The following is a 19,876-nucleotide window of genomic DNA, read 5'->3' on the forward strand; positions in this document are numbered from 1 at the left end:
TGTTCCTCCTATTGGACGAGCTGGCGGGCGAGCGTGGCCTGCCGTTTTCCGTTGAGACTGAGTGTGGTGGTGATGCTCACGACGGTGAAAAGAGCGAGGGGAAGCAGGATCAGGGTTTGGACCGGTTCGATGATGAGGGTCAGTTCCGATGCCCCGAGAATGGCGCTGGTGGCACTGATGAGTCCCTCGCCCAAGGTGACCGAGGCCAGCGTACCGAGCAAGATCCCGGTGGTGAGGAGGGTGAGCATCCGGATCTGGTACTGACGTGCGATCCGCTTACGGGTGAAGCCAATACTCTTTAGAATCGCCATTTGTCCCGCCTCCTTGGCCAGGAGCATCTTGAGAAAGAGCGCTGTGATGAGCGCGCCGATGGCAAGCGCTGCAGACCCGGTGACCAGAGTCACGAAGAGGAGGCGGTCCCGGGTGCCACCGAGGGTTTCCTCGAGATAGGACTCGATATCCGTCACTTTGACGGCGGGATACAGGCTTCCGTAGCCAGCGACGGTGTCAGAGATCCTGTGGCCATCGCTCAGGTCTGCGTAGACCACATACCAGAGGGCATCGCCCGCGCCGAGGGAAGCCTCGGTCTTGGCGGTCTTACCCCCGTTGGTGATGTCCTGGTAAAGACCGGTGATCAGGAGCTGGTGTACGCCCGCCGGACCCTCCAGTCGAAGGGTGTCACCGGTGGCAAGCGCCAGACTATCGGCGGCCAGTTGGGAGAGGGCAATTTCGTCCTCTCCAACGGGTGGCCGTCCCTTGGTGTAGGCGAGGGGGAAGAGGGATAGGTCGCCCACCTCAACGGGCAGACTCTCGGGTTCCCCGTCGGGGTTGGTCGTCTCCATCCGGAAGGTACGGAGGACGGCATAGCGGTCGATCACTTCATCGGCCGATAGCGTCTGCTCGAGACGCTGGAGAAGCCCTTCCGTATCGGGCTGGCTGCGCAGGTCCATCCGCAGGTCGCTGGTGCTGACCCCCATGTAGTGGGCGAAGGTGGGGGAGGAGAGGGTGTTGTAGAGGTGTAGCGGCAGGATGAGAAGGAAGGAGGCGATGAGGAAGATCACGACGATCAAGAGATGGGAGCGGAGATTCGACGCCAAGGCCTTCCAACCCAGGAAGACGTCCACGGGTATCCCCCCGCTCTTAGTGAGCCCGCCTCTCAAGGTGTGCGTATCCGGTCGCTTGGCCCCCTGCTGGGTGAGTGCGCCGAGGACCGATTGTTGCTTGACGCGTCGGAGGATGACCAGGACGCCAATCGCCACGAATCCGATGAGCAGACCAACACCGACCAGCGGGAAGAGGCGGGTGGCGAAGGAGGGTGAGACACGCCCCATGAATCGGGTGATATTCTTTGTGAAGAAAGGTCCGGCGGCCAGGGAGGTCAGATAGCCGGAACCCACGGCGAAGAGGGTGAGGAGCATGTACTTGCCGAGGTAGAGGGAACGGATTTTAGTGGAGCGAATGCCGATGGCCTTCATGGCGCCGATTTCGCGTATGTCCTCTTCCAAAGTGGCCAGCAGGGTGTAGCGCAGGCACAGTAGACCGATCAAGGTCAGCAAGAGACCCGCTAGGAGGAAGACGAGGATCAGGATACCGTCGGTGAGTCCGTTGATCATCCGAAAGAGACGGATATCAACGGCCGGTCCGGTTTGCGGCCCCCCGGAGTCGGCGTATCGCCTGGCGAAGTCATCGATTCGCTCCTCGCTATCGAAGCGGTAGGAAACCAGGTGTTCACGCGCTGGGAAGAGGCCGGAGAGCCGGTTGAAATCCTCGTCGGAGACGAGGAAGCGCTTGGAGCTCACCAGCGCCGGATTCATCTGACTGTCCCGGAGAAAGACAGCAATGCGAAAGGTCTCTTCGAAGCCGGTGCCCCGCACGGTCACCGGATCACCGATCTCGAGGTCGCGCGCCGATCGAAAGTGCAGGGGGACCCCAATCTCGCCGGAAGCGATTGTTGCCGGTTCGTTATCGGGCCCCAGGAGGTAGTCGAAGGCGTCGGGCTGCTTGACCAGACTCATGTCCATGACGCTCCTGGCCTCCGAAGTCCCCAGGTCACCGAGATAGAGCTGGCTCCCGTCGATGCTGATCATCTCCTGGATTTGGTGGTCTGAGATGTAGTCCACCTCGCTGTTGAGGGAGTCCAGACTTCCAGTGGACAGGGCACCGGCGTGCATTTGAACGAAGTGTGGGGTCTCAGCTGCGGTGGTGAGCTGGTCGATACCATCGAGGAGCACGGTGGTAAGGAACAGGGCGCTGGCGATCAAGAGACTCGAGAGAAACAGGAAGAGAAAGAGGGTCAGGTTGATCACCTTGTTGCGTTTGAAATCATTGAGAAAGAGTTTGACGGTCATGGGAAACCTCCAGTGAAGCGAAGCCTTTGCTTCTTGCGAGTAAAAGAGAGAGGAGCATGAGCAGAAGTCCGATGAGGACAAACATCAGGCCAATGCCGCGGGTGCTACCGGTACCGATGCTATGGCCGATGGATCCGGCCAGTGGTCCACCGGCCACCATAAGGGGGTTGAAGACGCGATCGGCAAGAATGCCGGCGCTCGCGTAGGCCAGGAGGTAGCCGAGCTGGGAGACCATACCGACCATGCCCCATGCGCGCCCCTGTTCCCCAGGGGGAATCCTGCGTCTGAGGAGGACGTCGGCGCTCGAGTTGATTGTGGGTAGGGTGGAAAAGATGAGGAAGGTGGCTCCGGTTAGGACCAGGAGATGGGTTGTGCTACCGAGCAGTAGGACGAAAAGCCCGAGGAGAAAGAGGCTCCTGCGCAAGAGTCTAGTGAGCGATCCCTTGATCCCACGTGCCCCGAGTAGGAAGCTGAAGGTCAAAAGCCCGACGGCGCCGGTGGAGCGGATGAAGCCGAGGACCTGGGCATCGGCCGTATCCAGTAGCATCGGTGTGTAGAGCGTCTGGACGGAGCCGACGAGAAAGGTGACGACCGAGAGGAGGTAGACCACCGTGAGCGATCCCTCGTGTCGCTTTAGGATCCGCCATCCATCCTGGAGAAAGTGAACACCAAGAGGAGCTGTATGCTCTTTGTTTTTGATGGCGGGTAGGAAATACCTCAGGATGAACAGGGTGGATAGCGTGATGAGAAAGGTAGCCACGTCGAGCCACAGGATGAAGACGAGCCCGCGGGTAACCAGGAGGATACCGGCCAGGGCGGGGGCGAGAAGGTGACTGGCGGCACCCGCCACTTGCATGAGGCCAGCGGCCCGATCGTAATGCGCTCGGTCGAGTAGATCGGTGACCATGGCCTTATAGGCGGGAGTCAGGAGCGCACCAAAGAGGGCGCTGATGGTGACACCGATCATCAGGTTGGGGAGCGATAGGCTTCCCCGGGACAAGTGCCACAGGATCCACAGGAGTCCTGAGATGGACAGGCCATCGGCGATCAGCATCAAAAGACGTCGGTCATGTCGATCGGCGAGGGTGCCGGCGATGGGACCCAGGAGAATGGGTGGTAGAAAGGCGGCCAGCATGACCAGCGAAACATCGGTGGCCCTCTGGTTCTGTTGAAAAATGTAGACGGCCAGGGCAAAGGCTGTCATCCCGCTGCCCACACCGGAGATCATCTCACCGGCCCAGAGTAGCAGGAAAGGCCGGCTCAGTTTGAGGGGGGAGGTGCTGGTGTGCTCCACGGCGCATTCACGTCCTTTCGGCGAGCGATCGACCACCGTAGCGCAGCACAGACTCCATGAAAGCCAGGCTACCCGGTCTAGCGCCGAGACCATTTTCCATGAGGCCGATGAAGGCCTTCATTCGGCGCGTGACTTCTACCTCCGACCAGGTGAAGATTCCCTCGTCAAAGAGGAAGGAAGCAGAGACGAGCAGCAGTTCCATGGTTTCACCAGGGTAGTCGGTAGCGAACAGCCCTTCGGCGATGCCCTCTTCGATCAGAATTTCCAGCAGGGGGGAGAGCCTTTGGATGGTCCGTGTCAGGCTCCGGAGGTGCATCTTGGCGTTTTCTGCCTCGTGGAGGCTGTCGAGCAGGAGCTCTTGTTCTCTGGGGACGTCACCACCGGGTGGGAGGAAGAGCGCGGTCATCTTCTCCGCTGTGGTAAGGTCCTGATCCTGCACGATGGTCTCGGCGTAGCGGGTGATCCCGTCGATGGTCGATTCGATCATGGCATCGAGCAGGGATTCTTTGGAGTCGAAATAGTAGTAGAAGGTTCCTTTGCCGATGCCTGCTGCCTCCAGAATTTGCTGGACGGTGGTCTGCTCATAGCCGTGGGTGTAAAAAAGGCTGGCGGCCTTGTCGAGGATCTCCTGTTTTCGAACGCTATAGTTTCTTGCCATCTGAACCTCCTAAAGCAATCATCCCCCGCAGGATGCGGGAAAAGACGTAAGATTTTTTGTACCGACGGTCGGTACAAGGACAATGTACCACATCGTGCAGGGGAAAATGGCCTTTGCATAGAAGCTTAAGATTCTTCTAAGGTACAGTACATAGACTCGAAAGAACAAAAAAAGAAATCGCCCGCGGTCGAGGTGACCACGGGCGATCGATCTTTCGATTGACAGCTATGGTGTTACTGTTGGTTGAGCCCGCTACCGTCTCGGAGCATCATGCCGCGTCCGCCGGCACCGCCACGCCCCTGGCCAAATCCTTTGGTCTCAGCACCCTGGGCAGGACCACGCCCGACACCCTGGCCGGGTACGAAGTCTTCATCGGCGGTGAGGGCGCGGCCGAAGCCGATGCGGGCCTGCTGGCCGATAAAGGCCGGGTTTTCAGGATCACAAGTACCATCTTCGAGATGTTCGAGGATCAGATCGGCCTGTTCTTGGCTGATCAATCCTTCAGCCAGTTTTTCCTCGACGACGGCGGTGCGGTCTTCTACGCTCCACAGGGGATAAGTAGCGTCTGCAAAGGCGAAGGCACCCATGCCGATGGTCATGATGCCGACGAGTCCGAGTACGAGCATTCTGTTTCTTTTCATTTTCATTACCTCCATTTGTTTGGTTGGTTGATCTTGACCTCAGTCTACCGGACCTTTGTGTCAGGTTCGTGGCATTGGATGATAGGGCCTTTTTGAAGTCAAGATTTCTTCTTATTGCTTGGATCCTGACTACAAGTCTAGTGTTCTTCTGTGGCAGTTTTGCGTCAGACGCAAGAAGGATCCTTCTTTTGGGGTGTCCTGGATAAAGGGTGGTGTGGGGACAAAAAAGAAAAGTCCTCCTTCCGATAGCGGAAAGAGGATAGGCCTTATCCGGACGTGGGGGCGGTGGTCTCTCCCGAGATCAGTTTGGGAGCGTAGGTCTTGGTGATCAAGGGTCGCTCTTCTTTTTTCAGCAGGGCCATCAGGTGGTCTGTGGCGTCGACGATCATCTTTTCCCGCTCTTGGTGGAGGGTGGTGAGCAAGGGGGAGAAGAGCTCTCTGCCGGGGAGGTCGTCGAAGCCCACGATGGAAAGATCGCGTGGAATCTCGATGCCATGGTCCTGAAGTCCTCGAATAAGGCCCATGGCCGCCATATCCGAAATGACGAATAGGCCCGAGAGTGATGGGATGCGGTCGATGAGAGAGGGGGCCAGCTGTCTACCGGCTTCAAAATGCGACTCTGTCAGGTAGAAGGTGGGGACATCAATGCCCTGGTTTCGATAGTAGGCGGCAAAGCCTTCCTGACGCTCCCAGATCTCATCAGTTGATCCGTGATCACGGTGAAGACCCACTAGGCCCACGTTCCTGTGGCCGAGGACGGCCAGGTGTTCGGCGGCCATAGCTCCTCCGGCTCGGTTGTCGGTGATGAAGCGCGCCTGCTCGGTTTCTTGTGGTGGGGCCACGTGAAAGAAAACCGTGGGAATCTCGAGGGCGGCGAGGGTCGTCTCGGAGAGCTGTTGGGGGTAGGCGGCGATGAGCAGACCGTCCACCTTTCGGTGGGTGGCCAGACGCAGGGCGTGGCTGGCATCGGTATCCACCAGGGGGTCGAAGGCCACGATCGTGTCGTATGCCGAGGCTGAGAGCTGGCTCTGTACAAGGGCGATCAAGTGGTGCAGATAGGCGTGGTCGTGCTCGTCACAGGTGGGCAGGATCACACCAACGGTCTGGGTGCACTGGTTCTTTAGGCTCTTGGCCCGGGCGTCGGGTCGATAGCCCAGGGTCACGGCCATCTGTCGCACGCGTCGCTTCGTGCTCTTTGCGACTCGGTCGGAGTTCGCAAGGGCTCGGGACACGGTGGAGTGGTCAAGGTCCAGGGCCCGGGCGATGTCCTTAATCGTGACGCGCACGACGGTGCTCCCTACTGAGCCCAAAGACAATGGCCAGGATCATCAGCGCTGCGATGAGATAAGCATAGGGCAGGATTCCGATCCCGAGTTGGTCGGCGACGAGTCCCACGAGCTTCTGGCTGGACATGGCGCCGAGAGCGATAAAGAAAAAGATCCAAGTGGTGATGGTGCCGATATGGCGGGGAAAGAACTCACCGGACAGGATGATGAAGATCGGGAACATGCCGGCCAGGCCCAGGGCCATGAGGATGAGGGCCAGGATGGTCATGTAGGGCCCGCGGAAGAAAAGCCAGAGGATGGCGGCGGCCAGGTAAAAGAGGCTCGTGCCCTGCATGAAGCGCATGGTGCCCACCCGGTCGGCGATCTGTCCAGTGAAGAAGCGACCGATGGTAAAGGGCAGCCAGAAGAAGGCGGTGATCAGGCTGTAGTTGATCAGCTCATTGTCACCAAGAGCCTTCCAGTACTCTGAGGACCAGGAGCCGGCGGTGAACTCGGCCAACGGGTAGGCCAGGATGAAAAGCGCGAGTAGGAAGAAGGAGGGACCGAAGGGGAAGCGCTCGCCCCTGTCCGCAGATTCTTCCTTCATGGACTTGAAGGGGATGGTGGTGACGAAGATCCCCATGGCGATGACGGCCACGGTGATGAAGAGGTAGCCGGATTTCCAGTTGCCCGTGGCCAGGGCCGCCCGTGCGGCCAGGGGGGCGCCCACTGAGCCGAGGCCGAAGAAGGCGTTCATGAGGCTCATGCGTTTGTTCTTGTTCACTTTGCTCATCATGTTGACATAGGCCGACAGGATGTTTTGGTAGAGCCCATAACTCATACCAGTGAAGAGGACGCCGGCGTAGAGGAAATAGGTGGTGGTGGTCAGGGTGATAAAAGCATGGCCCGTGAGCCAGAGACCCGTGGCCAGGATCAGGACGCGCTTGACCCCCAGCCGGTCGAGGATCTTGATCCGAAGGAGCAGACTGGTGATGACACCGATCTGCAGGGCAATCATGATGTTGCCGGCCTGGCTATAGCTCAGTCCGAAGCTGGCCCGCACGTCGGGTAGCATGGCGAAGAGCATGTTGGCGGCGAGGCCGATGAGGAAGAAGGACAGATAACCGATGGTGATTTCTTTTTTGTGCATGGGCGCTCCTTTGTACACACGTGTGTATGCTTTTCTTCCATTCTATTCTTTTTGTCCGGAGGTGGCAACCGCTCCCTACACATTTCCCCGATCAGATATGTTCGGATCTCACTGGGGAAAAATCCGTTTTTCTTGTAGGTTCGCGCGGGTCCGGCTGTTCTACAAGTTCTATAGAGGAACAGGCTTCGAAGGCAGAGATTTTGACGAGCTCGTTTTGGCTGCGTTCTTCTTCTTATAGATCTTCAGCGATCTGGCTGTTTTAAGCGGCCAAGTGAGTAGATTGTTTTGACGTCCAACCGTCGGTCGGCATATAATGAAAGGGTATAGAAAAAAAGCGCTGATCTAGAAACGGTGCGCAGACGGAAGATATTGAGCTTCTAGGGGAGGTCCCCGTGAGTGTTGAGAAGAAAGCAACAGATAAAACTGAAAATGCGCAAGAGCTCAAGCGACTGCGGAAGATCACAGACGAGATGTTCGATCTCGTCTGCGTGGTGAGTCTGGAGGGGCGATTCGAATGGGTCAGCAGGTCCCATGAGACGCTGGGCTATATCCAGGACCAGTTGCTGGGTGAGTCTGCACTGGACTACGTTCATCCCGATGACCAGGAGAAGGTAGCGAGGGATTTCAGCGCATTTTTAAAAGCAGGCAGGGAGACGGCCAAAATTTCCTATCGCTATCTGAAGGCAGACGGTTCTTACCTTTGGTTCGAGACCATGGGGAAATTCCTCTACGATGCCGCGGGAAAACAGAAATCGATTCTCTTTAGCTCGCGGGATGTCTCTGCCCGGATCGAGGCCGAGCGACACCTGAGAAAAAGCGAGCGTGAAAAACGCGCTCTTGTGGAGAGTTTCAATGAGATGATTTTTGTCATCGATGAGCATCTCGTCTATCGAGAGGTGTTTTCTCATGAGAAAAATGCCCTCTATATTGAGAAGGAGCACATAGTCGGCAAACACATTGGGGACATCGGTTTTCCAGAACCGGCTGTTAGCATCATTGAGGATGCATTGGTACATGTGCTCCAGACGCTGGTGCCCGAACGCATCGAGTACTATTTCGATTTTCCGGATGGAAGGCATTGGTACGATGCGCAGATTTCTCCGATGCGGGGGATCGATGGACAATCGGGCGGCGTGATCTGTGTCGTCCGTGATATCTCCATGCGCGTCGAGGTAGAGGAGGCGCTCCAGGCCGAAAAGCAGCGGCTCACGCATATTCTGGAAGCCACTCGGGCCGGTACCTGGGAGTGGAATGTGCAGACAGGAGAGCTGATCTTAAACGAACGGTGGGCCGAGATCATCGGTTACCGTCTCGAGGAGCTGGAACCTGTGTCGATCGAAACCTGGCAGCGTTTCGCCCATCCGGAGGATCTCAAGAAATCCGAAGAGGCCCTAAACGGTCTCTTTGCCAAAGAAGTGGATTACTACGACATGCGCCTCCGCATGCTTCATCGCGATGGGCACTGGGTGTGGGTCGCCGACAGGGGGAACGTGATTTCCTGGAACGAGGCGGGCGAACCCCTCAGGCTTTCCGGGACGCATATCGACGTGACGCAAGAGAAGAAAACGAGCGACGCCCTTCAAGAACGGACGGAGGAGATGGCGCGCTTTTTCAAGGTCAATCTGGATCTCATGGCCATTGTGGATAGCGAGGGTCGGTTCGTGCGGGTGAACCGTGAGTGGGAACATGTACTGGGTTATGCACCCCATGTCTTGGTCGGGCAGAAGTTCATGGATTTCGTCCACCCAGACGATCTCGCTATGACCGAATCGGTGTTCGAGGCCCTACCGAACAGGGGTGAAGTGAAGGGTTTTATCAACCGTTACCGATGTGAAGGCGGGGGCTACAGGAGTATCGAGTGGCGTTCGCAGGTGCACGGGGGACTCTTTTACGCCGCGGCACGGGATGTGACACGTCAGCAGGAGGAACGAAGTGCTCTCCGCCAGATGGTGAAGACTTCCGGTTATTTCCTGGGTCTTCATTCCGAGGAGCTCGATTACCAGAAGATCACGGATGAGTTCTTGTCCCTTTGCGATGGCAAGGCGGCCTTCTTTAATCTCTACGATGCGGATGGTAAAGCCTTTATCACCATGGCCCTTTCCGGCAACGACAAGGTGCTGAGGCGCGCGACAGAGATGCTGGGCTTCGCGATCAAGGGAAGCAGCTGGCCCCACAATCCCCTTCGTGCGGAACAGATCAAAGATCAGATTACCACACGCTTTGATTCCCTATCCGATCTAGCAGGAGATATTCTGCCGAGGTCAGTGGTGCAAGCCATCGAGCGAACCTTTGGCGTGGGAGAAACGGTGATCGTCAAGATCATGCGCAAGGGTCGGATGCTCGGCGACTTCACGTTGGTGATGGGCAGGGGCAAGTCCTTTGATCAAGAGGAGATCGCCGAGATCTTCAGCAACCAGTTGGGTCTGGCCATCGACCGCCACCGTGCAGAGCTGGCATCGGAAAAAACGAGGGACGAGCTCGAACGGAGCGAGGAGCAGTACCGTACCCTGGTGGATGAAATCGACCAGGGGCTGGCCCTCTACGAGCTGCTCTTTGACGAGGAAAATGAGCCCGTGGACTTCAAGATCCTGAGCGTCAACGGTGCTTTCGAAGTTTTGTCCGGAAGAAGTCGCGAAGCGGTGGTCGGGAAGCGGGCGAGCGAAGTTTTTGCGGATTCTTACGCCCTATGGCTCGAGCGTTTCGCGCGCGTGGCCCTCACGGGTGAATCTGCCCATTATGAGGATCACGTACCGCAAGCGAATCGCTATTTCAGTATTCACGCCTACTGTCCGAAACCGGGGTACTTCGCGGTGCTCATGGAAGAGATTTCCGAGAGACAGCGGTTGAAAGAGCGACTGGCGGCTCGAGACCGTCTCCTCACGAAACTCTCCGAGCAGGTGCCCGGCGGCATCTATCAGTTTAGGAAGGCACCAGACGGCACCTTCTCCTTCCCTTTTGCCAGCGAGGGGATCGAGGTTGTTTACGGACTGACGCCCGATGAGATTATGGCCGATGCCGATGCGGTCTTCGCTCGTGTTCATCCCGACGATATCTTACATCTGTACGCGTCCATCAGCGAATCGGCCGAATCGATGTCCATTTGGAATGAGGAGTACCGCATTCTGCTTGACAATCAAGAGATCCGCTGGATCCAAGGGTCTGCAAGACCAGAAGAGCTGGAGGATGGTTCGATCCTCTGGTACGGCTATATCAGCGATATCACGGAACTCAAGTCCAAGCAAAATGAGATCGAGTACCTGAGCTTCCACGATTCCCTGACGGGGCTTTACAATAGGCGCTACATGGAGGATGCCATGGGCCGGCTCGATCACGGACGACAATTACCGCTATCTGTGATCATGCTCGATGTAAATGGTCTGAAGCTGATGAACGATGCCTTTGGCCATGCAGAGGGTGATGCACTGCTCGAGGCAGTGGCCCGTATCCTGAAGAAAAGTTGCCGTGCAGACGATCTGATCGGTCGTGTGGGCGGGGATGAGTTTCTCGTTCTCCTCCCCATGACCTCAGAGGCAGAAGCAGAGAGCATTCTCGATAGGATCTTGAAGGTCGCAGAGGAGGAGACGGAAGGCATCCTCCCGGTGTCCGTGGCTGTGGGTCTGGCCACGAAAACAGAAACCGATCAGTCCCTGGAGGCAGTTCAGAAGCATGCGGACCATCAGATGTACAAGGACAAGAGAAAGCGCGGGCGAGCTGCCCGCAAAAAGGCCGTGGCGCTCGTGGTGGACCGATTAGAAGCAACGATCCCCACGGAGCGTGCCCATCTAGAAGGGGTAAGAGACCACAGCCTCAAGCTTGCAAAGGCCCTTGGCCTTCCGCGGGAGGAGACCGAACGGATCGGTCAGGCGGCCCGCCTGCACGATATCGGAAAGGTAGCCCTACCGGCAGGCCTATTGAACAAAGAGGGCCCATTATCCGCGGGCGATCGGCGGCTGGTCGAACAGCACGCGGAGATCGGTTATCAAATTCTACGGTCTGTGGAACACCACGCACAGGTGGCTGAGATCGTATGGCACCATCACGAGCGCTGGGATGGTAAGGGTTACCCCCTGGGGCTCAAGGGAGAAAAAATCCCTCTGGCCTCCAGGATTCTGATGGTAGCCGATGCCTATGAGGCCATGACCGGAGAGCGGAGCTACAAGGAGAAGCTGTCGTGGGAAGAGGCTTTAGATGAGTTGCAGCGGTGTGCCGGTACGCAGTTCGATCCGAAGCTCGTGGAGGTCTTCAACCGCATGATGAAGGGTCGAAAGCACTAGACAAACAAGAGAAGATGGGATACCGTGGCCACTGGGTACGGTGTTCCTTTTTTGTGGAAAAGGAAAAATGGATGCTCGCGACCTTTTGCTGAAGACCGATGGTGAATTCCACTGCTGTGTATCGTATACTAGAAAAGTAGAGAAAGGGAATACCGGGGAGGGAGAGAGGCTATGCGTGGCAATGAAAACCGTTTGAAAGAAGCGATTGTGGTGATTCTCAAGGAACACAGGCGCAGGAAGATCTCCCTGATCGAGCTGCAGGAAATGATTTCGCATCGCATCGCACCGCAGCCCTCCTATGAAGAGCTGTACCGAGCGATTCACGAGTTATTGAAAGAAGGCACGCTTTCCCCGATCGCGAGTTCCGGCTACACAACGCATAAAGAAGCGCTCCCGAGAGCGCTCCGCATTCATACCGATCAATTATTCCGCGCCTTTCGCATGGATCTATCGAACACCCGGCTGACCCTGCATCCGAAGCTTTCGCTTGATGTGTACTATCACAAGAGCGAGGCGACCTGGTACCGTGACAAGCCGTGGATCCTGGCGATCGATGCCTACTTGCGACGCAGCGGTCTGCCGCAGGACGTGGGCACTGTAGCCGAGCGTTCTTTCGAGATCACGGGCAACGAGAAGTGGCTGGACGAGCTCGGTGGCATGCAATTGATCGAGCGTCTGGGGATCAAGGATGACTTGCTCCTGATCCGAGAGGTCGAGCCGATGGCCTTCGGTCTCAATAGGAGCGTCCGTACGGCTGACCAAGGGCATCATCTCATTGTGGAGAACAAGTCGATTTTCTTCCGTTTGCTCGACTTGCTGCAGGGGTCTCGGTACGAGACCTTGATCTACGGAGCGGGTTGGCGTGTAGTTTCGGGGATCGATGCCTTTCGTCGGCAGTACCCGTCGGCTTCCGGGACCCACCGGTTCGCCTACTTTGGCGACCTCGATCGAGAGGGGATTGCCATCTGGCACGCCCTGTCCCGAGTGTGCGATACCAGCCCGGCCCCGACCTGGTATCGGTCGCTCCTGGACTGTGAAGCTGTACCGGGCAAGGAGACACACCGCAGGCGACCGGATGCGGAGCAGGCCTTTTTGGCTGGGCTCCAGGTGGGAAAAGAAGAAGGCGAGCGGATCATTTCCATCTTGGGAACGGACCACTACATACCGCAGGAGGCGCTTGCACAGTCGGCGATCGAGGCGCTGATGGGGGGACAACATGTTTGATGAACAGGCTGTGATCAAGAACTACCGGGACCGGATCAAACGGTTGGCCCTCTTCGAACCGCTCTTTGGATTGCAGAGCAGGCGAATGAAGGACGCAGAAGATCGGCCGGTGGACCTATTTGAACTGGGGATTTTGACGCTTCTTTTCTTTTTCGAGCACAAGCTCAACCGGAGCCACCACGCGGGCGTGGAGGAGCTGGCCGTCTTTTTGTCCGGTCGTCTAGAAGGGCGCTACCGTTTCGACCACAAGGGTTACCTTTCCCTGGCGCGTGAGATGATCGGCACCTTCCGTCCGGCGAGCGGGAGACGCCTGTCCAAAACCTTTTACGACTATGAACAGGGGAAGGAGGATACCTTTTACTATTCGATCCTCAAGGCCGGCCTCTCGCATATCGAGCAGAACAAGCAGTACTACGAGCTGGATGAAGACGGCCTGGAGCTGGTCTTCTCGACGAACGAGTACTATGCGGAGTATCAGATCTCCATCAGCCAGATGCTCCTGCGCAAGCAGCTCGAGAAAGGGGAGTTCATGTCAGCCCTTAGGCAGATCGAGGAGATGCGTCTGAACGTGGCCTCTCTGAACGACCGGATGAACCGGCTGGGCGTAGAGATCAATCGCAACATTACCTCAGACGAGGTGCTGAAGAAATACCAAGAGCTGATCACAGACATCAACAGACGGCTCGAAGTGGAAGATGTGGAGTTCGAGTCCCTGGCGACCTTCGTACAGGAGACCGTGGTTCGATTGGAGAACAACCTGCGGAGCGATCGCGATCGAGAAGTCTTTCGGCAGGCCATGCGTGTGAGCCGCGAACTGGGCGGCGTGCACCGCCAGCATAACGAGCTGCTCGGTGAGAGCATCAAGCTCAAGCGTAATACGCTGGTCGCGGCGAAGGAGTCACTTTATTACCTGGGTGTGGAATCCTTCAATTTCAACCGCGAGCTCATGGCCAGGGTCATCTCTGAACCCCTGCCGGTGGATACGCTCAGGACCCTGTCCAAGCCCTTTCTCATGTTGGAGCACACCGTCATCTGGTCCCCCTTGAGCGTCTTCTTTCCACAGCGGGTGATGAACAGAGACGAATCGGAGTTCACCGGCGCCTATGCCCAGGTCGACGGGCACAAGGAAGAGGAGGCCAACCGCATGGCCGCGCTCTATGGCAAGCTGATGTCACTCTGTCTAGAGGAGACCGATGCATCGGGTCGACTGCGTCTTTCGGACCTCGTCGACCGCCTCGAGCAGCGACAGGACCCAATCTTGACCACGCGATACTTCTACGATTTCTGGATGGTACTCCATCAGTTCTCGCCGATCAGCGTGGCGGATGGGGAGGGTGAAAGCTCCCACCTGGTCCTTAAAGAAGCGCTGGAGCTCCTCGAGGGCCGCTACCGGGAGATTCGGGTCCTGGAGACCGATCGGACCCTCTGGGCCGCCGACCGATTTGAGATCAACGATCTGAACATGATACTGGAGGTAAATGATGACGTTTCGTAACGAACAGATCCTACAGGCCTTTCGCATCTACACGAAGCTCAGCCACGGGGGTAGTTGCAGTCTGGAAGAGCACAGCGAGTTCTTTCTCGACGATGGTGTGCGTGGCCTGGTTGAACAATTTGCCGAGGAGGTAAACTGTACGGTGGTCGTCACCGGGGATCGGCTACTTTTCATCCCCATGGTGCAAAATTCCCCCTTCCATATCTCCAACGAACGGCTCAAGGTCGAGCACCTGCCGAAAAACGCACTGAACGCCGACATCTATCTCATGTACTTCTCCATCATTTCCCTCTACGGGATGTTTTACGATAGTTACCACACGACAGAGCCGATCCTCGAGTTCACCACAATGGGTCTCTGGCTCTCGGCGGTCAACGAACAGGTCGAGATGCTCTCTCGCCACGACGAAGAAGTGCTCCTCTACCGGCAGCGGGAGATGAACTACAATTGGAAGGCCATCGTGGACAAGTGGTTGTCGCTGGACGATACCAACGAGCGTGCCAAGAAACAGGATGCGCGAACAAACAGCCGATTGAGCTTTCTCAATACCGTGAAGCAGTTCCTCCTCTTGCAAGAGCTGGTGGTGGATCTCGGTAACGGGGAGATCGCATTGACGGATCGTTCCAAGGATATCGTTGGAAAGTACTACATGGACTCGGAATACAACCGTGAAATCCTAGCGTTTCTCTACGGTGTACAGGAAGAAGGTGCCTGATGGCCACGATAGCAAAGATTCGCCTGTGCAATGTGCTCTACGAGGGCGGGCTGAAACGGTATAACGACGAGACCTTTTTTCTCGATGGACTGAACACGGCCTTCTTGCTGGAAAACGGCGGAGGGAAGACGGTGCTCGTCCAGATGATCCTCCAGGCCGTGCTCCCTCGTTCGGAACACGCGGGTCGCAAGATCCACGAGACCCTGGCCCTCAGCTCGGGGGCCACACACATCGCCGTCGAATGGATCCTGGACGAGCGACCGAGGCGCTACCTGCTGACAGCGGTGACGCTGTTCTTGAAATCCTCTGGCAAACTGGAATCCTATCATTTTACCGAGGAGTACGAGGAGGGCCATGCCCACGACCTGGAGTCGCTTCCCCTATCGGTGGAGATGAGCGATGGCGCTATGCGCCCGGCTTCCCACGGGGAGATGCGGGACTATTATCTCAAGAGAAAGAACGAGGCGATCCTGGCCCGCACCCACGATACCCTGAAGGACTACCACCAGCACCTGGAGTCCTTCTACCACATCTCATCGGGGGAGTGGCACAGCATATCGAAGATCAATTCTTCCGAGGGCGGAATCGAGGCCTTTTTCGATGATGCGGCGACGACCTCTCAGCTGGTGAACAACCTCTTAATCCCCACGGTAGAAGAAGCGATCGAAGGCATGAGCGCAGAAGTTTTTACAGAGATTTTCGAACAGCACAGACAGCATCTGAAGGAGTACCGCAGACTGATCGGCGTGATCGATCAGAACCGATTGATCCAGGGCAAGATCGATGACTACGTATCCCGCTACGGCGTCTACCAAGAGGCCAGGGAAGCCTACGATGCGGAGAAATCCGTGATGAGCGGTCTTTATGATCAGGTATCGCTCGAGCGCGAACAAGCGACCGAAGCCCTGCAGAACACCGCATCAGATCTGGCGATGCTCGAGGCGGGCGTGCACGACCACAACAAAAGAGACAAGGCCCTGAGGGTGGAGCGAAAGCGACGGTCTCATGAGGCACGATATGCTGAGCATCGGGTCGTCTCCACGGAGTACAATAGCTTTATCGAGGGATTGGAAAAAGAACAGGCTGAGCTCGATGCGCTCGAGCTAGCGGCCAAACTCCACGATGCCAGAGAAGAAGAGGAGCGGGCCGAGCAGTTGGAGGAGCAGATTGCGATCCTCGACTCCGAGGTCGATGTCCAGGAACTGATCGAAAAACGAGAAGGTCTCCTCCGGCAGATCGCCCATTCCTACGCGGTGGAACGCGCCTCCTTGAGCGAAAGCATCGCTGGCTTGTCCGATACACTTGCAGACCAGCGGATTGAACTCGACGGGGAGAAAGCCGTCATTTCTAACCTGCGGGACCGGGAGAAATCGCTTCTGGGTCGTATCGAGAGGCTGGCGGCCACGGCCGACCAGCTCGATCTCGCGGTGAAGGAAACGGAACGCGATCTGCCCGGCTTAGAGGGCCCCGATCATGTGGAGTCTTTCTTGCGACGCCAGAAGGAGCGGCTCGTGCAATTGGAGCAGAAGCTGGCCGAAGGACACCAGATGGAGAACGAGCTAGCGGCTGAGCGGGTCCAGGTAGACGAAGAACTCCAGGATGTGACCGATCAGATCGGGAGCCTGGAATCGAAAATCGATCTGAAGGTCAATGAGATCAATCGGATCGAAGGGCGGTCCGCCGGACTCTACGAGCGCTATCTGCTCCTCACGGACAAGGGGACCACGAACAAGAACCTCTACACGGATGCCCACCAGGTACTGTCGACGCTCGAGCGCGAACTGACCCAGCTGGGAGAGGAGCGTGAGAGGGTGATCCGCGATGAGTCCACGGCAAATCACCACTTCCACCGCTACGAGGGTGTGGAGCGTTATGTGGCCGATCCCCGTTTTGCCGAAGAAGTAAGGCGCTGGCGTTCTCAGTTCGGTTTGCTCGAGTGGGGAGCAGACTATCTAGAGGACCATGTGGACCAGGAGCAGCAGGTGAAGCTGATCGCCGCATATCCCGAGTGGGCCATCACGCTGGTCTGTCTTTCTTCGGAGCGCGAGTCGTTGGTGCGCAAGGTCCGTTTGTCATCGGTGAAAAAGGAACACCCCGTTCGCGTGATGACGGATCTGGAGGTGATCGAGCACCTCCAGGGCGCGGCCGAAAGCTCGCCCGGCCATCGGGTCTTCCCGGGGCACTGGATTGAGAATCTAGATCCCGGTATATTCGATACATGGCGCGGTGCCATCCACGAAGAGCTGGTCCAACACCAGGAGCGCAGACGAACCCTGGATGAGCGCTTCAAAAGGCTACAATCGCTGACCGATGAGATCAGAGGATTCTTTTCTGAAACAAGCCGGGAGGCCTACGATGTGCTGAGGGAGTCGCTGGCACTGGCGCGTGAGGAGCGGGCCGGTTTGAAGGAAAGCGCGACACTGCTCAAACGTCGTCTCCAAGAGATCAGGAGTCGCCTCAAGACCTGGCGTGAGCAGGAAAGGATTCTGGACCAGGAAAAAGCTGCTCTCGAGCGATTTATCAGGGACGCCCAGCGGATGGCCAGGGATCTAAAACGGCTCGAGGAGGCCACGCGGGAGAAAAGTGTCCAGCGGGAGAAGCTGGAGGAACTCCTCCGCTCACTGGCATCGCTTGCGTATCAGCTGGCCCAGCGAGAAGAGAAGATCGAGACCCTGGCAGTGGAGCGTCAAAGACGTGAAAACGATCTGACCCTTCTCGAGCGGTCGGATGGCTACAGGGAAGTAAAGGATCTGGAGCCGCTCGTGAGCGGAGAGGATCGGTCGATCCTTCGGCAGCGCGTGGACCATGTCGACCAGCTGCTCGGGGACCGACAGAAAGAACGGGGTGTTTTGGAGCGGGAACGCGCCGACGCTCAAAAGAAAGGTAGCCGGTTTCGAGAGGAGGCCCAGGGCATTGCGGGACGGGCGCAGATTGATCTGGCCACCTTTGAACCCCTTCCCTTTACGGAGACCGTGGTCAGGCGACTCGAGGAAGGCAAGGACGCCGTGGCAAAGATGAACAGGACAGAAAAGACGGTGAGAAGCCGTCTGGCAACCGCACGCGAGAAAATGGACGCGGTGCATGCCGAGTGGCGCTTGCTGCTCGAAGAATTCCATGAAACCTTCGGAGAGATGATCACCTTTGACCATCCCCTGGAGATCGTCGAACGTGACCTCAAGGCGGAAGCGGAAAGACTCGCGAGGGAGAAGCGGCGCCTGCTAGAGGAGGAGAAAAAACAGGCGATCCTAGCGAAGGAGATCGACCTGATCCTACAGGATCTCGCCGTGGAGAACCGGACCTATGGCTTTCTCTCGGAAAAAATCGAATCGGCCCCCCCCACGGAGTCCCTGTGGAATGATTATCGCTACCAGCGGGAGGCCACGGTGGCGTCCCGCATCGAAAAACTGAAGGTCCACCGGGAAAAAGTAGCGGCGGCCGGTGAGCGCAAGGATGAGATGAAACGTTCCTTCCGACATTTCTGCGAGCAAAAAATCCACGACCCCAAGCTCAAGCACAGCACGCTGGCTATTCTCGAGGGTCGGGATGATTACGACGAGCTCTTGCAGTGGCGAGAGCAGGTGAAGAAAGGAATCGGACGTGTGATCGAGATCTCTGAGCATAGCCTTAGGGAACATGACGAGGAGATTGTGAAGCTCATCGATCGCTTGTACGTCTTCCTCACACGGATCTTGTCGGAGCTGGCAATCATCGAACAGAAAACCTGGGTGACGTTCAAAGAAGACCGAAAGAAGATCTTCAAGATCACGGCCCCCGAGGTAGCCGAGAGCAAGGGGAAAGAGGTGATCCGCGAGCACCTCGTGTGGATGTCCACGCAAGTGCAGGAATCCGAGTACAAAAAAGACGATGGAACGGAAGATACGGAGCGGATGAAAAAGGAAATCGGCCGGTGGATGTCGACGAAGGTGCTATTGGGAAAATTCTTCGGCGGAAAGGAAATCAGCGTCAAGTGCCGCAAGGTGACCAACGATCTGATGATCTCCAGCTCCCTAACGGACTGGAGCCACTCGAACAAGTGGTCGGGTGGCGAGAAGTGGTCCAAGAACATGACCCTCTACCTGGGCATACAGAATTATATTGCGGAGAAACGCTCGGCCGATGACCGGCGGATGAAGCGGATGCGAACGGTTCTGCTCGACAATCCCTTTGGCGCGGCATCGAGCCACCACGTGCTCGAACCGGTGTTCTTGATCGCTGAGCAGCTGGGCTATCAACTGATCGCCTTCACCGCACACGCGGAGGGCAGGTACATCAGCGATTACTTCCCGATTGTATTCAGCTGCAAACTGCGAGCGAGCCATGCACCTGGCAAGCAGGTGATGACCAGAGACCAGCAGATCCGTTACGCTTATCTGGAGGACCACGCGCCCACCACGCTACGCAGGCTCAACGAGGAACAGGAAGAACAGTTGTCGCTCTTCGGCGTCTGATGAAGCCCTCTGCCTGTTGGTGGAAGAGAATGGACGACAGCACAGAGAGACACCCTGGGTCCAGACCCAGGGTGTCTCTTTCTTTAGTGCGCCCGGCATGGGCGATAACCTGGTGGTGAAGGTCCACTAGGCGTTCGGTAGTAGGAAGCGGTAGCCGAAGGCAAGGGTGTCCATCGCGAGGCGTTCTGACGGGCAAAGTTCCGGGCCGACGAACAGAAATCTCATATAAGGGCAAATCAGGAGGACGACGTATTGAAAGCAGACTGCCGAAAGGGCTGCCTGCAAAGGGATCGTGCGGAACTTAAAAGAATATGCAGGAGAGCAGAGCGTCGATGCTCGGAAAAAGTCGCGAACAAGAGGGTGC

General features: G+C 57.1%; 11 protein-coding genes. 5 read left to right on the forward strand and 6 right to left on the reverse strand.

The genetic code is table 11. The features are described 5' to 3' along the window. Positions 1 to 8 precede the first annotated feature (8 nt). The 6 genes from ACULM0_RS14165 to ACULM0_RS14190 all read right to left on the reverse strand — a co-directional run bounded on the left by ACULM0_RS14165 (position 9) and on the right by ACULM0_RS14190 (position 7,356). Positions 9 to 2,348 (reverse strand): FtsX-like permease family protein, encoded by a 2,340-nt coding sequence (locus ACULM0_RS14165; protein WP_463678189.1) that lies wholly within the window; start codon positions 2,346 to 2,348, stop codon positions 9 to 11. Beyond that, positions 2,323 to 3,642 carry an MFS transporter gene (locus ACULM0_RS14170; RefSeq protein WP_463678190.1) on the reverse strand — a complete coding sequence of 440 codons (1,320 nt, stop codon included), beginning with the start codon at positions 3,640 to 3,642 and terminating at the stop codon, positions 2,323 to 2,325. Before ACULM0_RS14170 ends, ACULM0_RS14165 begins: the two co-directional genes overlap by 26 nt. Before the next feature lie 7 nt (positions 3,643 to 3,649). Beyond that, positions 3,650 to 4,300: a TetR/AcrR family transcriptional regulator gene (locus ACULM0_RS14175; protein WP_463678191.1), complete on the reverse strand. Its 651-nt coding sequence runs from the start codon at positions 4,298 to 4,300 to the stop codon at positions 3,650 to 3,652. Between the two features lie 233 nt (positions 4,301 to 4,533). Further along, positions 4,534 to 4,941, reverse strand: coding sequence for a hypothetical protein (locus ACULM0_RS14180; protein ID WP_463678192.1), 408 nt, complete (start codon positions 4,939 to 4,941; stop codon positions 4,534 to 4,536). Positions 4,942 to 5,207: 266 nt separating this feature from the next. Further along, positions 5,208 to 6,227, reverse strand: coding sequence for a LacI family DNA-binding transcriptional regulator (locus tag ACULM0_RS14185; RefSeq protein ID WP_463678193.1), 1,020 nt, complete (start codon positions 6,225 to 6,227; stop codon positions 5,208 to 5,210). Further along, positions 6,211 to 7,356, reverse strand: coding sequence for an MFS transporter (locus tag ACULM0_RS14190; RefSeq protein ID WP_463678194.1), 1,146 nt, complete (start codon positions 7,354 to 7,356; stop codon positions 6,211 to 6,213). Before ACULM0_RS14190 ends, ACULM0_RS14185 begins: the two co-directional genes overlap by 17 nt. A 392-nt stretch (positions 7,357 to 7,748) precedes the next feature. Between ACULM0_RS14190 and ACULM0_RS14195 the strand changes: the two genes are divergently transcribed. The 5 genes from ACULM0_RS14195 (at position 7,749) to ACULM0_RS14215 (ending at position 19,512) form a co-directional block, all read left to right on the forward strand. After that, positions 7,749 to 11,630, forward strand: a complete 3,882-nt coding sequence (locus tag ACULM0_RS14195; protein WP_463678195.1) for a PAS domain-containing protein — start codon at positions 7,749 to 7,751, stop codon at positions 11,628 to 11,630. A gap of 171 nt (positions 11,631 to 11,801) precedes the next feature. Beyond that, entirely contained in the window at positions 11,802 to 12,854 is a 1,053-nt protein-coding gene (locus ACULM0_RS14200; RefSeq protein ID WP_463678196.1) for a DUF2399 domain-containing protein, read from the forward strand. Then, positions 12,847 to 14,349: a replicative DNA helicase gene (locus ACULM0_RS14205; RefSeq protein ID WP_463678197.1), complete on the forward strand. Its 1,503-nt coding sequence runs from the start codon at positions 12,847 to 12,849 to the stop codon at positions 14,347 to 14,349. Before ACULM0_RS14200 ends, ACULM0_RS14205 begins: the two co-directional genes overlap by 8 nt. Then, positions 14,333 to 15,064 carry a DUF6063 family protein gene (locus ACULM0_RS14210; RefSeq protein WP_463678198.1) on the forward strand — a complete coding sequence of 244 codons (732 nt, stop codon included), beginning with the start codon at positions 14,333 to 14,335 and terminating at the stop codon, positions 15,062 to 15,064. The genes ACULM0_RS14205 and ACULM0_RS14210 overlap by 17 nt, the downstream gene beginning before the upstream one ends. Further along, positions 15,064 to 19,512 (forward strand): coiled-coil domain-containing protein, encoded by a 4,449-nt coding sequence (locus ACULM0_RS14215; RefSeq protein WP_463678199.1) that lies wholly within the window; start codon positions 15,064 to 15,066, stop codon positions 19,510 to 19,512. Before ACULM0_RS14210 ends, ACULM0_RS14215 begins: the two co-directional genes overlap by 1 nt. Positions 19,513 to 19,876 lie beyond the last annotated feature (364 nt).

The organism is Halotolerantifilum yawarlongkerapense, from assembly GCF_054506745.1.